This is a genomic window from Sinomicrobium weinanense (assembly GCF_018863395.1).
Lineage (GTDB): Bacteria > Bacteroidota > Bacteroidia > Flavobacteriales > Flavobacteriaceae > Sinomicrobium > Sinomicrobium weinanense.
The window spans coordinates 833207-848105 of the sequence record NZ_JAHKRR010000002.1 but is presented as its reverse complement, the minus strand read 5'-3'; the positions used below and the strand labels follow the sequence as shown (position 1 = coordinate 848105).

Below are 14899 nucleotides of genomic sequence, written 5' to 3'. Positions count from 1 at the left end.
TTAATATTATGCTTTTACGTCGATAGTTTTTGTTTTTTTGACAGCTATTTTTCTGCACAGTACATAGAATACGGGAGTAAAGAGCAGTCCGAAAAAGGTCACTCCCAGCATACCGCTGAATACTGCTGTACCTAATGATCGCCTCATTTCGGCCCCTGCACCCGATGCGAGCACCAGTGGCACTACACCGAGGATAAAGGCAAATGCCGTCATCAGTATGGGGCGAAGGCGGAGCCTTGCTGCTTCTTTGGCTGCTTCTTCAAGGGCATACCCCTGGTCTTCGAGCTGTTTGGCAAACTCCACGATAAGGATGGCGTTCTTACTGGCAAGTCCTACCAGCACTACCAGCCCTATCTGGGTGAGGATATTGTTGTCCATTCCGGCGATGCCTACCCCGAGCATGGCGGAGAGCAGACACATGGGCACGATAAGGATCACCGCAAGGGGAAGTACCCAGCTTTCGTATTGGGCGGCCAGCAGTAAAAAGACAAACAACACGGCCAGGGCGAAGGCAATACCCGCTGTATTTCCGGATTTTTTCTGCTGATAGGCTATATCTGTCCACTCGTAGTCAATCCCATCGGGCAGGGTTTGCTCTGCCAGGCGCTCCATGGCTTCCAGGGCTTCTCCGGAACTGTATCCCGGTGAGGCGTTCCCGGTAAGCCCCAGGGCGGGGTAGAGGTTATAACGGGGAACCCGCGACGGTCCGGAAATATCCTTGAGCTCTCCTATGGCCCCGAGAGGTATCATGTCGTTGTTCTTGTTCTTCACGCGGATACGGGTAAGGTCTTCGGGGCCATATCTGTAATCCCCGTCGGCCTGGGCAGTCACCCGGAAGGTTTTTCCCAGCAGGTTAAAATCATTGACAAATGCAGATCCCAGGTATACTTCTATGGCACTGGAGATCTCTTCTATCGGTATTCCCAGTTTTTGGGCACGTTCCTTGTCGAGGTCAAAGAACAATTGTGGTGAACTCGTGTTGAAAAATGTGAACACGTCAGAAAGTACGGGGTCTGCATTGGCTGCGGCCATAAGTTCATAGCCGGATTGCAACAATTGCTGGCTTCCCAGGTCACTTTTGTCCTGAAGCATCAGTTTAAACCCTCCGGCATTACCGATACCCCTTACGGGCGGAGGTGTAATGTTCACTACAAATGCATCTTTGAAAACGCCGAGCTTGCTGTTTAGTTGGGCCTGGATATTGGCATAGGAAATACCTTTGGATTTCCTGGTCTGAAAATCTTCCAATACCGGAAATATAACGCCTGCATTGGACGAGTTGGTAAAGGAAGCGGCATCAAAACCGGTAAAGGCCACGGCATCGCTGATCCCGTCTATGGTCAGCACGCTGTCGATAGCTCTTTTTACCACTTTGTCAGTCCTTTCCAGGGAAGAACCCGGCGGCAGTTGTATCACCGAAATAAAATACCCTTGGTCCTGTGCCGGAATAAATCCGGTAGGCACACTGTAGAATGCAAATACGGTGAGGAGGATAAGTCCGGCGTATACGACAAGCACCCATCGCCTTGCATGGATAAATTTGGAGGTTAATTGTCCGTAACGCAGGGACAGCCAATCCATAAGGCGGTTAAAACCGGCAAAGAATTTGGGGACAAAGCCCAGTTTTGCCGTGGTGGCCGATGGCTTGTGTTCTTCTTCCTTGTGCTTTTTCATAACGATGGCTGCAATGGCAGGGCTCAGGCTCAGGGAAACAAAAACGGAGATCACGGTAGCCACGGCAATGGTTACCCCGAACTGGCTGTAGAACTGCCCGCTGATCCCTTCGAGGAATGCGGTAGGCAAAAATACAGCCACCAGGACCAACCCCATTGCTATAAGCGCTCCACCTACTTCGTTCATGGTTTTCCTTGCCGCCTTTTTTACACTCATGCCTTCCCGGAGGTTCCGTTCCATGTTCTCCACGACGACGATGGCATCATCCACTACGATACCAATGGCGAGAACCAGCCCGAAAAGGGTCAGGTAATTCAGGGAATATCCAAGCCCCTGCATTACGGCAAATGTTCCTATAAGCGATACCGGGATAGCCAGGATGGGTATAATGGCAGCACGCCAGGTTTGCAGGAACAGGATAATAACAAGTACGACCAGGAATACGGCCTCGTATATGGTGTGTCCCACTTCGTCAATGGACTGTTGTATAAATTCGGTGGGGTTATAAGCAATACGGTATTCTATACCTTTTGGAAAATCCTTTGCGGCCTCTTTCATCGTGGCTTTTATGGCGTCGGCGGTTTCCAGGGCATTGGTTCCCGGCCGCTGAAAGATGGGGAGGGCCACAGCGGGATATTCACTGAGGTATCCTTTAGTGGCATAACTGGCTGCACCGAGCTCTACCCGGCCTATGTCTTTAACCCGTACCAGTTCTCCCTGCTCGCCATTTCGAACTATGATATTCTCAAATTCTTCGATGGTCTGGAGCCTTCCCTGGGTCTGTACATTGATCTCAAAAGCATTCTGGGTGGTCAGCGGCTGCTGGTTCAGCGTTCCGCCTGCTATTTGAATGTTCTGGGAACGCAGGGCCGCGAGGATCTCATTCGGGGTCATATCCATAGTAGCGATCAGGTCGGGATTGAGCCATATCCTCATCGAATACTCATCGCCCCCGAACATTCTTACCGCACCTATTCCGTCTATACGCGACAGGCGGTCTATGATCTGGAAGTTGGCGTAATTGGCCAGATAGGTCTGGTCATAGGTATTGTCAGGTGATATCATGTGAACAACCATCATCAGGTCGGGAGAGCTCTTTTCCGTGGTGACCCCGAGCCGCCGTACCTGTTCGGGCAGGCGGGGCTCGGCGATGGCTACCCGGTTTTGTACGAGGACCTGGGCGTTATCTACATCCACTCCCTGTTCAAAGGATACAGTGACTTCAAGGGCACCGTCGTTGGTGGCCTGGGAAAACATATAGATCATGCCTTCTACTCCGTTTATCTCCTGTTCCAGGGGAGTGGCAACAGTTTTGGAAATGGTTTCCGCACTCGCTCCGGGATAAGTAGCCCTGATCACTACAGTGGGAGGCGCTACATCCGGGTATTGCGATATGGGAAGCGTAAAATAGGCCAGCCCTCCAATGATCATCAGTATAATGGAGATGACGATAGATAAGATCGGCCTTTTTATAAAAGTGTGACTGAATTTCATGTGTTTTGTTGCTTTTTGAAATGGAGAGACTTAAAGGGCCTGTGCGCTGCAGAGGTCTTTCCATCTGTTGGTAATGGACGGTTTTGAAACCAGGTAATAAAATGTCTTTCCCCCGGTATTTTCACTACCGGGAGAGAGACAGAAAAATAGTATGTAGGGCATTATCTAACGCGAGGCTATGGAAAGGGTGTCCTGCGGGGCAACAGCAAAGGATTGCTGTTCGGGCAGGACTTTCATTCCGGGCCTTACCTTCAGGAGATTCCCTGTAATGATCCGGTCGTCCGTGGTGAGGCCGCCGGTAATGATCCTGTATTTTTCACGATAGAGTTTTCCCAGCCTTACGGGCTTTACCTGTACGGTGCTATCGGCACCGATGGTATACACGATCTTTTGCGACTGGCTACTGCTTATGGCGTCTTCGGGAATGAGGATGGCATCGGTCTTTGTCTCTTCCAGCAGGCGAAGGCGGCCAAACATCCCGGCTTCGAGCTGCATGTCCGGGTTCTTGAAAACGGCACGGCCGCGGATGGTCCCGGTATTCCGCCTGATCTCGTTATCCACGAAATCCATATACCCTTTACGGGAATAATTGTCCTCAGAAGAGAGTTTCACTACCACGGGTTTTTGCATGGCCGTCGTATTTCCCTCCGGAGAAGGCGAAGCGTGAAACTTCAGAAAGTCATCTTCATTCCCTTCAAAATAGAAGTGAATGGGATCTACGGCCAGGACAGTGGTCAGTAAAGTAGCATTTGCAGCACCTCCGGTAATGTAGTTTCCGGGGTTTACAAAATCTATACTGATCTTCCCGGTAATGGGCGCCTTAACCTCTGTATAGCTTAGATTGAGCTGAGCTTCGGCCAATCTGGCATTGGCGGCCATAAGCCGTGCCTCCGCAGATTTGGCGATCTGTTTGCGCTGCTCTACCTCTTCGGCCGATACGGCCCTGGAATCCTGGACAGAAGCAATACGCTCGTAGTCACTCTCTGTACGGTGAAGATCGGCTTGGGCTTGCAATTTGTCAGCTTCGGCCTGTTTTAGTGCCGTATAGAACGGGCGTTGATCGATGACAAAAAGGGTTTGTCCCTTTTTCACGATATCCCCGTCACGGAAATTGACCGATTGGATGTAACCATTAACACGGGAACGGACTTCTACACGTTCTGAGGCTTCAAACCGGCCTATATATTCGCTCCAGTCAGTGATCTTTTCTGTGGATGGCACAATATAAGGGGCTGTCAGGGCCTGTGGCCCCTGCTCGGCTGCATTGCTGTTGCTGCACGATACTATAGTCGAAATGGTCAGCAGGGATAGGGATAAAAGAATCCCTGCGCTGAAATAATTGTGTTTTTTCATAGCGTTGTTGTTGAAAAAAAGTACCGGAATAAAAATTTCCGGAACGCTCTTTCTTTCCTCTCTTTGGTTTACGGATGATTTTTGATGAATGTTGTTCGTTCTGTGAATACCACAACAGGTGTTAATACAGTACTGGTCCTTTCCACGATATTTGTTTTTACGATTTGTTATAAAGACAAATACTCAGGAAGAAACGTGACACCATGAAGTGTTTTTCAGAATTACAAAACGTTACAGGTAGTTGATGCAGAATGTTTCATAGCGCTTTTGGATTTAGTTTGGTGTTTGTTTTTAAAAATGACCGGTCGTCTACTAAAGGTGTAAAAAAATTTTATTTCAGTATGAGGGTTCTCAAAAAGAATAAAAAATTATCCAGGGGTTCCGCACTTTGGGTTGCTTTCATGGAAGTCAGCATGCCCTTAAAGGCGTCTTCGATAAATGCCACAATTTTACCGGGGTCGATGGTATGGTCTATTTCTTCATTTATTTGAGCGGCTACCACAACATCGATGATCTGCCGTCTTATTGTTTTTTCATGGTTTACAACCGTAAGACGTATCTTTTCACTGTGCTCTGCCATTTCGTTGCCAATATTACAGGCCATACAACCCAGGGTGCACTTTAGTTGCTCTTTCATTATGGTAACCCGCCTGTCGTAATAATCGTAGAGCCTCTGGGCCGGGGAGACCAACTCGTTTTCCAGCATTTCGGCTGTGGCTTCCCTTTTCAGGGTATAGTACCTGTTGAGCGCCTTAACGGCAAAATCTTCCTTGGAGTCAAAATAAAAATAAAAAGAACCTTTAGGAACGTCGGCTATCTTGACAATATCGTTAACACTGGTACCATTGTATCCCCTGGACCAAAGTAATTCTAATCCCTTGTCCAGAAGAAGTGTGGTTTTTTCTTTATGTTTTACAGATATTGGCAAAGCTACTTCAATTTGACAGAGCAAATATATGACCGGTCGTCTATAAATTGCAAATCCTTATTGTTAAATTTTTCATAAGAAAGAGAAGTCCGTTTTTTGATGAAAAGATAATTTGGTGTTAAAATGTTGTTTTTGAGTGTGTTGTGAAGATATTTTGAACAATTTTACCGTTTTTTACATATCTTTTCTGGAGTAAAAGTATAAAATTTTCGAAAAATTGCAACATAGAATATTTTGTGTCGTCTATAAAGATGAAAGCTACGGGGCTTTTAAGATTGATGACGGATGTTTAGTGCATCTATAAAGTTAATCAGTTCAAATAACAGTACAAACCGGCCGGAATGCTCCAGACAGACCTTGTTGAAAAATGTAAGAATAACGATCGCAGGGCGCAATTAAAGCTGTACAGGCAATATTGCGACGCCATGTTCTGTGTGGCCAGACGCTACCTGCATAACAGGGAAGATGCAGAAGATGTGGTCCAGGAGGCCTTTATCAAGGCTTTCCGGAAACTGCACCAGTACAGGCAGGAAATCGCTTTCGGGGCATGGCTCAAACGCATTGTTATCAATAATTGCCTGGACCGGATAAAAAGAGAAAAGGAACGGCTGCTGTCCGTAGAAGATGTATTCCCGGAGATCTCCGGGGAAGAAACGGAGGGATGGATGGTAGAAAACAGCCTTAGTCCGAAAATGATAGCCGGCGCTATGGAACAATTGCCCGAAGGCAGCAGGTATGTGACCATGCTTTTCCTGGTGGAAGGTTATGACCATGAAGAAATATCGGAAATACTGGGTATAACGGAAGTAAACTCCAGGACATTGCTCTTCCGGGGGAAAAAGAAGCTCCGGGAGCTGTTAAAAGCATACAGAAAGGTATAAGAAAGATAAAGTTACCCGGTCTGTAAGCAGACCGGGATAACTAAAAGAAAGGCTTATGAAGGACCTCAGGAAATTAATAAAAGAAACGTACGACCAGCAGGACAAGATGCCGGAAGGGCACGAAGATCGTTTTCTGGCCCGGCTGGAGCGGGAACTGCCCGAAAAGAGGACCGGAAAGAGGTTTTGGTCCGGAGGACCGGGATGGAAGATTGCAGCTTCCCTTCTGATCATCGTCGGGATTACCATTGCCTTTTACGAAACAGGGAAAAACAGGGCAGTGACGGAAGACGAACCTGCGATAACAGATGTATCCGATCCCGAAGACAGAACGGAGCAGATTTCGCTGGGCGATCTTTCGCCGGATCTGAAAAAGGTGGAAAATTATTATGTGACCACCATAAACTGGGAGTTGTCACGCATGGAGGTAGACGAAACGAACAGACAGCTTTTTGACGGTTATATGCAGCGGCTCGCCGAGCTCAACGAAGAATACCAGACGCTGAACCGGGAATTGAACGACGTCGGGCCCAACGAACAGACGGTCATAGCCCTGATAGACAACCTGAAGATGCGGTTGCAGCTACTCTACCGCTTAAAAGATAAATTACAGGAATTAAAAAGCAGGAACAATGAAAAAACAGCATATTTACAGGTGTAGTGTATTGTTTGTATGGCTCTTTGCCATACAGGTACAGGCACAAAAAGAATCCAAAACGTTCCGGGAGAATTTCGATGTAAACAAGGATGTCACCGTAGAAGTAAACACTAGGCATACCGATGTGGAATTTGAAACCTGGGATAAAAACACGGTAGAAGTAGTGGCTACGATTGTCACGGACGGAATAAGCCGGGAAGAGGCCGAAAAATATTTTAAAGGCTGGAAGTTCGAGGCTACGGGCAATAAAAACAAGGTATCCGTGATCACTCGCCCAGGCAATGTATGGATGCATTACGGTATGGAAATGGACAGTATGGACCTCAGTTTTGTATTGCCGGAACTTCCCGATATTCCGGAAATGCCCGAAATCCCGACCCTGTCGGATATACCTGTGCCTCCGGTACCTCCGATGCCTCCTAAGGTACTGGACATGACCAATCTCTCTTTTGATTATGAAGCCTACCGGAAAGATGGGGACAAATATATGGAAGCCTGGAAAGAGAAATGGCAAAAGGCTTTTGATGAAGATTTCAAAAAACAAATGGAGTCCTGGAAAGAAGAGATGGAATCACACAGGGAAAAGATAATGGAAGAGGCAAAAGAGATAAAGATCGACCGGGAAAAGATGCAGGAGCAAACCAGAAAAGCCCGTGAGGCAACCAAAAAGATCAGGGAGAAGGCTGCCGAAGCAAGGAAAAAAGCCATAAAAAACGGGAAATCCGTATTTTATTTCTACGACAACGGCAAGGAGACAGAGGTCAACGTAAAAAAACGTATCCTGATAAAAATGCCCAAAGGGGCAAAACTGAAAATAAATGTACGTCATGGCGAAGTAAAACTGGCCGAAAACTCCGAGAATGTCCGGGCTACCCTCTCGCATGCTACCCTCCGGGCCAAAAGCGTGGACGGCAGGGAAACCTCGATAGAAACTTCCTATGCTCCTGTTCTGGTACAAAACTGGAACGGGGGGAAGCTCCAGGTCAATTACGTCAGGGAGGTTAGGCTGGAAAATGTGGGCAACCTGGAACTCATATCCAATTCTTCGGATGTGACGGTAGAAAACCTCTTGCACAAAGGATACATACAGGGAAGTTTCGGTAAGTTGCAAATAGACCGAATAGGCGACAATTTCAGCAGGCTCGATGTGGTCCTGGACAATACCAATGCAGTGATCGAACTTCCCGGATCGGCATTTGGGGTGGATCTGAACGGCAGTAATTCCGAGATCGTATTACCGCACCGGTTAAAGGTCTCTACCAGCAAGGAAGGAAACCATACTCAAATGAAGGGCTATCATAAAAAGAATGACCCCGAAAAACAAATAACACTGGAGGCCAGGTATAGCGAAGTCACTTTTAACTGAACTGTTTTTTTGGGCAATTTTCAATAGTCTTTGGTCTTTTTCATTGTTCTGTTGGAAATGTTTTCTGAAGTCATTCAGGTAACAATGCATCCATCGTTTTGGTGTACTCATACCCGATCCGGAACATTTTCTCCGCTTTGGAGGCATCGAGGATGGGGTAGTTGTACAGTTCGGGAGGTTCGATATAAATATCACACTCCTCTTTTTTATGGACAGAAGTAGATTCCACGCTCAGATGAAAGGTCCTGGTGGCGATGTCTATGAGGTTGTTCAGCTTGTCTGCTTTTTGCATGGGGCTTATGTTTATAGCGATGATGGTTTCGCATTTCCCCCGTAGGGGAGCTATGGGAACATTGTCAAAGATCCCGCCGTCGACATACTTTTTGCCGTTGATCTTCACCGGGGAGAACAGAATCGGGATAGAAGCGGAGGCCTGTACGATTTTTCCCAGTTCACCTTTGTCGAAATATTCAATGATCCCATCGTTGAGGTTGGAAGCTGCAATATAAAAGGGGATAGGAAGGTCTTCGATGTTTTTGGCTGTGATAAAGCGGGTGATGGTGTGCTGCAATTTGTCGAAGTTCAGAAGCCCGTCCCTGGGCAGTTGAATACTGGTAAAGTTTCCCAACCTGTTTTCCTTCATGATCTCAAAGACCTCGTCCGGGGAAAATCCCCCGGCTATAAAGGCGCCTACAATGGCCCCGGCACTAACCCCGGAAAGGATATCCGGTTTTATTCCCGCTTCCTGGAGGGCCTTCAGGACTCCGAGATGCGCAAATCCCCGGGCACCGCCCCCTCCCAAAGCTATACCGTAGCGATAGGGGGCAGTAGTTTTTTTCCTGGAGAACAGAGACCTTAGCATAAATGCACAGGAATTAAAGTTATTCATATTTTACCGACTGGTCCTTTCCGGGAACAGAACTGAGGATAAATTCCCGAATATGGTCGTTGGCCGTTTTCAGGTCTTCCCTGCGCAGGTACATCATATGTCCGCTGCGATAGGCTTCGAAACGCAACCTGTCCCTGAGTTTACCGGAAGGGTCCATTTGCCACATGGTGTATTTGGCATTGAAATAGGTAGTGGCTCCGTCAAAATATCCCGATTGGATCATAACATGCAGCGAAGGGTTTTGGGCCATGGCCTGTCTGAGGTTATCCCCCGTATGGTTATCGGAACGGTCCCAGGGATGTACCGGGCCGAACATATTGTATTTTACATCGGTCTCGAACTTGAGTTCTTCCCGGAGGTAATGGTTGATGGCCGGAGTAAAGGAGTGCAGCCACGAAGTCAGTTCGGCATTGTAGTCGGGCGAATCACCGGCATCTTTGCGGTCTATGCCGAGGTAGCGCGAATCCAGCCGGCCTATGGTATACCCTTCTTTATCGCGAAGCAGCTCCTTCCAGAAATACCGGAACGGCACCTCGAGGTTATGTTGCAGTATCACCTTCTCGGACAAACCGGAATAACGGGCCATTCGGGAGGCTATGGATTTTTTTCGGGCCTCGTCGAGGAACCCGCCTTTTACCAGTGCAGGAAGGAGTTCGTTAACAGCATAGTTTTCCACTTCGGGGAGCACTTCTTCCAGGTCCTTTTGTTGCAGGTCAGCAGGGAGCATTTTGTGATACCACGCCGCGGCTGCAAAATAGGGGAGGCGGTTGGCAATTTCCACGGGGCCATCCCTTTCTATTCCGAGTTCGGTAGGGGAAACGAGTATCACTCCGTTGAGGTACATCCACTGCCGGTTCTGTAACTCCAGTGCCAGGCCGGAAACCCTCGTAGTCCCGTAACTTTCGCCGATGAGGTATTTCGGGGAGCGCCAGCGGCCGATCCGGCTTACAAAGGTGTTGATCCAGTCGGCCAGGTATTTGATGTCGGCATTTACCCCGAAAAAATCCTCTTTTTTAGCTTTTCTATCTTCGGTCTCTATAAGCCGGGAGTAACCTGTGTTCACAGGGTTTACATAAACGATGTCCGCAACGTCGAGGATGGAATGGGGATTTTCCTTAAAGCCGTAAGGTTGAACGGGGTAACCTTCATCGTCAATGTTCAGTACACGCGGCCCGGTATAGGCGAGGTGCATCCATACGGAAGCGGAACCGGGGCCCCCGTTAAAGGAAATGACCAGCGGACGGTTGGCCCTGTCCTTGATACCGTTCCTTTCGTAATAGGTATAGAAAAGTGAAGCTACGGGGGTATCATCTTCTCCCCAGACGGGTTGTGTGCCCGTAGTAGCGGTATAGGAAAAACGGTTGTTGTTGACTGTTACTTCGTGAGTGGTGGTAATGGTGGTGTCCGTAGGGAGTGTCCTGTTCTGGGCATACGCCAATGTGGTGATAAGCAACAGGAGCAACGGGGTGATCTTTTGTTTCATGTGGTGGTCTATCGTTTAATGTGATGTGAAAACCGGTTGGCGGTTGCCAGTTTCCGGTTAATTAATTTTATCTGGTCTTTGTTCAGCACCTAAATTACTATAAATAATTCTTAGTACATGACAGAAATTTAAATATGCTATTGTTTTGATCTATGATTTCAGGACTTATGACGTAGGACGAATTCCGGTTACCGGTTGCCCGTTTGTAAAACAGTTATACTAAAAACCGGCAATTGGCTTGTTTATTTTTTAAAGTCCTATGTCTTATGTCCTCCCGTTTTACGTCATAGATGATCATTTTTTTGTTATGTACTTAGCAAATAATTAAAACTTTTCAAATGCGCCCAGGCCAAAGAGGGCAAAGTCGTATTTTACCGGATCTTTCGGGTCGAGTTTCCTGAGATTTTTGTCCAGTTCGGCCAGTGCTTTGGCGTCGTTTTGTTTTCGCTCTAAAAGCCCCAGTTTGCGGGCAACGTTGCCGGAATGTACATCCAGGGGGCAGGAGAGCAGGGAGGGCGAAAGGCTTTTCCAGAGGCCGAAATCCACCCCGGTATTGTCATTGCGGACCATCCATCTGAGATACATGTTGATACGTTTTGCCGAGGAGCCTTTTAGCGGGTCGGAAACATGTTTTTCCGTTCGCCGTAAATGCGGGATCCCGAAAAAGCACTTTTTAAATTTATGGATGGCTTTCTGAAGCGAACCTTCTTCGGCATACCGGGCAAAAATGCTTTCCATGCCCCCGTGTTCGGAATAAATATGACAAAGGGCTTGTACAAAACAGTGAAGGTCTTCCCCGTTAAATGTACGGTGGACAAAAGTATCCAGTTTTTCCAGGTCTGCCGTTTTGTGGGACATCACAAAGTCATAGGGGGCATTGCCCATTAGGTCCATCATTTTTTTGGCATTCGCTATGATGGTTTTGCGGTTGCCCCAGGCGATGGTGGCGGCGAGAAAGCCTGCAATTTCTATATCCTCTTTCCGGGAAAATGAATGCGGTATCTGTATGGGGTCCGTACCGATAAAATCGGGGCGGTTGTATTGCGCGACCTTGATGTCGAGAAATTCCCTGAGTTCTGTCCGTGTTAGGGATTTTGTGGTTTGTAATTTCAATATTTATAATAATTTTCAGGTTAGGAGCTGATAATCGGGTTAAAAACTAAAAATAGATACTTCTAAGGTCAGTATTCGTAAATCATAATTCAGGTTAGGTTATTTCAGGCAAAATAAATAATTTTAAGGAACAAACATAATGCAAAAACTATGAGATTTCACACCAGGAAATGGGTTAAGCCCGAAGACCTGAACCCCAACGGTACGCTGTTCGGGGGGCGCCTTTTACAGTGGATAGACGAAGAAGCGGCACTGTATTCCATTATTCAGCTCGAAAATAAAAAAGTAGTCACCAAGTTTATGTCAGATATCAATTTTGTTGACTCCGCAAGGGAAGGTGACATTATTGAGATAGGGATCGATGTGGTGAACTTTGGCAAGAGTTCGGTCACCCTGCGCTGTGAGGTGCGGAATAAAATGACCAGGGCTACGATCATTTCCATTGAAAGGATCGTAATGGTAAACCTGGGAGAAGACGGCAAGCCCAAGCCACATGGTAAGACCCGGATAGAATATGTAAAGGACCGGTTAGAAAAATAACGGATAATGAAAGATTGACAGGGGACAGATAGACACATTCGCACATCGGTGCAAATCAGTTAATTAGGAAATATTTAACGATTAGCTAAAATAATGCGTATAAAAAAATCGTTATATTTGGTGTAATTATTTCCCGGGTGTTAAGGTCGGGACTAACCCTAAAAAACGTTCATAACTATGGCAAGAGCTATGTATGAGTATACCCAAGTCGTACTCCAGAAAGTTAGCTTTGATTCTGTTCTTTTCTGTAAAGAAGTGGAAAAGGCAGTACACCGATTACTACCCTATGAACTGGAAGAATTAAAGATCTGGCTAAACCAGTTTATCTCAGGGAAACCTGAACTATCACAATGTTTAATCTATTTAAAACCATAACAATCAAAATCCCGCAGAAGCGGGATTTTTTGTTTTATCGGCTTTGCCGGGAGACCGGTAAACCTTAAGTCTGCTATCCAGATGAATTCCTGATTTCTTTATTTCTCCAACTTTTTTACTTTTTGCCGATAGGACTGATGATCTGTACGTTCTGAAAAGCTATGGCGCCGCGGATCACCCCCGAAATAACTTCCTTGAGTGCGTCGATGATGTGTAATTTCAATTCACTTTTGTGATAAATGAGGCTAACTTCCCGGGCCGGACTGGGATCGTTAAAGAAGTGCAGGTTTTTCTTTTCTTTTTCATTGAGGCCAAGCGTGTGCAGATAGGGCAGGAGGGTCATGCCCATACCTTCGTCTGCCAGCCTTATCATGGTTTCGAAGCTACCGCTTTCCAGTTGAAACCGGTCGTCCTTAAAATTCTTTTCGGCATTGCAGAGGTTAATGACCCCGTCACGGAAACAGTGGCCATCCTCAAGAAGGAGGACATCTTCTATTTTAAGATCGGCGGTGTCAATCTTCATGTTGGAATGCAAACGGTGATCTTCGGGGACGTACGCTACAAAAGGTTCGTAATACAACACTCTTTCCTTGATGTGCTCATTTTCGAGCGGGGTGGCTGCAATGGCGGCATCAAGGTGCCCGTCCATAAGTTTCTGGATGAGTGTTGCCGTATTTTGTTCTTCGATCTTAATGTTTACCTTCGGGTATTTATTGATAAAATTCTTGAGGAACATGGGCAGCAGTGTTGGCATTACCGTAGGAATGACCCCCAGCTTAAACTCTCCTCCGATATATCCCTTCTCCTGGTGAACGATGTCCTTGATCCTCCCGGATTCACTGACAATATTCCTGGCCTGGTCCACGATCTTTTTGCCTACCTCCGTAAGTTGTATGGGTTTTTTGCTGCGGTCGAAGATCAGGATGTCCAGTTCGTCCTCCAGTTTTTGTATCTGCATGCTCAGGGTGGGCTGTGTTACAAAACTCTTTTGGGCCGCCAGTGTAAAATTCTGGTATTCCGCTACGGCGAGTACGTATTGTAGTTGCGTTATGGTCATTGTTATATTGTATCTTTGGAGAAAGATTTCTACCTGTGGTAAAACAATATCCTCTCCCGGTATTTACATAGTTTTATTCGATAAAAATATAAAAACTATTGATAAATGTTATACGTTGACCACGATAAATAATGGGTAAATTTGTAGTATATTAACAAGGAACTTAAAATCATACAATTATGCAATTGAATAGTTTAGGGTTGGATGTAAATAAAACTGAAGACCTAAAAAGAGACCTTAACAATTTACTGGCTAATTTTCAACTTTATTATCAGAATTTGAGGGGGATACACTGGAATATCCGTGGAAAACGTTTTTTTGACCTGCATGAAAAATTCGAGGAATTGTACAACGACACCCAGGAAAAAATAGATATGATCGCGGAGCGGGTCCTCACCCTCGGTGGAACACCCCTGCATACTTTCGAAGATTACATCAAGGCCGGCAAGGTACCCGTAGGTAAAAATGTTCATCAGGACGAAGCAGCAGTGACCCTGGTGGTAGATTCCCTGACAGAACTGCTCAAAATTGAACGCGTTATCCTCGATGAGTCTGCCGACGCAAATGACGAAGGGACCAATTCCATGATGAGCGATTTTATCACCGAACAGGAAAAGACCATCTGGATGATGAAAGCGTGGCTGGACGAAAAAATATAAAAACTTCGCAGAGGGAAACGATATAAATATTGATAAATAAAAGTAAAGGGCGAAAAATTTTTCGCCCTTTACTTTTTGTGGATTTCTTCTATTACAGATTTTCCTTTGGACTGGTCTCCTGAGGTCCACTGCCATGTTTCGTGCAACCTGATCCTGCCGTCGGGAAGGATCTCGGGGACAGACCTGCATTTTCCCGTCATCAGCTCTCCGTTGGTATTGACCTGGTGGTAGCACATGTCAATGATCCCGTCCGGGGAAACAATGCCAAGCAGGTGGCCTGTGGCTATCCGCCCACCCTTGTATTTCGAGGTTAGGACACGGCCTTTCTGTTTGTAGCGGAAAATGGTTTCGGAAGAAGTTTCCCCGTTCTCCGTATTGCTTACGGGACGGAAAACCTTGTTGTCATAGTTGATTTTCATGGTTGTTATGTTC

At 46.6% G+C, this 14899-nt stretch carries 14 protein-coding genes; 6 read left to right on the top strand and 8 right to left on the bottom strand.

Annotated features, from left to right (window positions below; translation table 11 throughout):
• Positions 1-6: 6 nt before the first annotated feature.
• From KN811_RS09180 to KN811_RS09170, 3 genes are all read right to left on the bottom strand, one after another.
• A complete protein-coding gene (locus KN811_RS09180; RefSeq protein WP_187965738.1) occupies positions 7-3168 on the bottom strand; it encodes an efflux RND transporter permease subunit in 3162 nt (1053 codons plus the stop codon).
• Between the two features lie 165 nt (positions 3169-3333).
• Positions 3334-4521 (bottom strand): efflux RND transporter periplasmic adaptor subunit, encoded by a 1188-nt coding sequence (locus KN811_RS09175; protein ID WP_187965737.1) that lies wholly within the window; start codon positions 4519-4521, stop codon positions 3334-3336.
• A 331-nt stretch (positions 4522-4852) separates the two neighbouring features.
• Positions 4853-5449 (bottom strand): TetR/AcrR family transcriptional regulator, encoded by a 597-nt coding sequence (locus tag KN811_RS09170; protein ID WP_187965736.1) that lies wholly within the window; start codon positions 5447-5449, stop codon positions 4853-4855.
• A gap of 341 nt (positions 5450-5790) precedes the next feature.
• Here KN811_RS09170 and KN811_RS09165 point away from each other — a divergent pair, with 341 nt between their 5' ends.
• The 3 genes from KN811_RS09165 to KN811_RS09155 are packed head-to-tail and all read left to right on the top strand — an operon-like array spanning position 5791 to position 8351.
• Positions 5791-6330 (top strand): RNA polymerase sigma factor, encoded by a 540-nt coding sequence (locus KN811_RS09165; protein ID WP_187965735.1) that lies wholly within the window; start codon positions 5791-5793, stop codon positions 6328-6330.
• A gap of 55 nt (positions 6331-6385) precedes the next feature.
• On the top strand, positions 6386-6988 hold the full coding sequence (locus KN811_RS09160; RefSeq protein ID WP_187965734.1) for a hypothetical protein: 603 nt from the start codon (positions 6386-6388) through the stop codon (positions 6986-6988).
• A complete protein-coding gene (locus tag KN811_RS09155) occupies positions 6960-8351 on the top strand; it encodes a DUF4097 family beta strand repeat-containing protein (RefSeq protein WP_187965733.1) in 1392 nt (463 codons plus the stop codon). Before KN811_RS09160 ends, KN811_RS09155 begins: the two co-directional genes overlap by 29 nt.
• A gap of 70 nt (positions 8352-8421) precedes the next feature.
• On the opposite strand, the gene KN811_RS21935 is transcribed toward KN811_RS09155, so the two are convergent.
• The 3 genes from KN811_RS21935 to KN811_RS09140 all read right to left on the bottom strand — a co-directional run bounded on the left by KN811_RS21935 (position 8422) and on the right by KN811_RS09140 (position 11836).
• The gene (locus KN811_RS21935; protein WP_187965732.1) at positions 8422-9240 is read right to left on the bottom strand and encodes a patatin-like phospholipase family protein; all 819 of its coding nucleotides are present in this window, start codon (positions 9238-9240) and stop codon (positions 8422-8424) included.
• The gene (locus KN811_RS09145) at positions 9233-10723 is read right to left on the bottom strand and encodes a S10 family peptidase (RefSeq protein ID WP_187965731.1); all 1491 of its coding nucleotides are present in this window, start codon (positions 10721-10723) and stop codon (positions 9233-9235) included. Before KN811_RS09145 ends, KN811_RS21935 begins: the two co-directional genes overlap by 8 nt.
• Before the next feature lie 324 nt (positions 10724-11047).
• Positions 11048-11836: a TIGR02757 family protein gene (locus KN811_RS09140; RefSeq protein ID WP_187965730.1), complete on the bottom strand. Its 789-nt coding sequence runs from the start codon at positions 11834-11836 to the stop codon at positions 11048-11050.
• Between the two features lie 150 nt (positions 11837-11986).
• Here KN811_RS09140 and KN811_RS09135 point away from each other — a divergent pair, with 150 nt between their 5' ends.
• Positions 11987-12376 (top strand): acyl-CoA thioesterase, encoded by a 390-nt coding sequence (locus KN811_RS09135; RefSeq protein WP_187965729.1) that lies wholly within the window; start codon positions 11987-11989, stop codon positions 12374-12376.
• Positions 12377-12553: 177 nt separating this feature from the next.
• On the top strand, positions 12554-12751 hold the full coding sequence (locus tag KN811_RS21820; RefSeq protein WP_247716441.1) for a hypothetical protein: 198 nt from the start codon (positions 12554-12556) through the stop codon (positions 12749-12751).
• 115 nt (positions 12752-12866) lie between these two features.
• Here KN811_RS21820 and KN811_RS09130 read toward each other — a convergent pair whose 3' ends face one another.
• Entirely contained in the window at positions 12867-13808 is a 942-nt protein-coding gene (locus KN811_RS09130; RefSeq protein ID WP_187965728.1) for a LysR substrate-binding domain-containing protein, read from the bottom strand.
• A 179-nt stretch (positions 13809-13987) separates the two neighbouring features.
• Between KN811_RS09130 and KN811_RS09125 the strand changes: the two genes are divergently transcribed.
• Positions 13988-14467 carry a Dps family protein gene (locus tag KN811_RS09125; protein ID WP_187965727.1) on the top strand — a complete coding sequence of 160 codons (480 nt, stop codon included), beginning with the start codon at positions 13988-13990 and terminating at the stop codon, positions 14465-14467.
• Between the two features lie 68 nt (positions 14468-14535).
• On the opposite strand, the gene KN811_RS09120 is transcribed toward KN811_RS09125, so the two are convergent.
• Positions 14536-14886: an avidin-fold protein gene (locus KN811_RS09120; protein ID WP_187965726.1), complete on the bottom strand. Its 351-nt coding sequence runs from the start codon at positions 14884-14886 to the stop codon at positions 14536-14538.
• Positions 14887-14899: the final 13 nt, after the last annotated feature.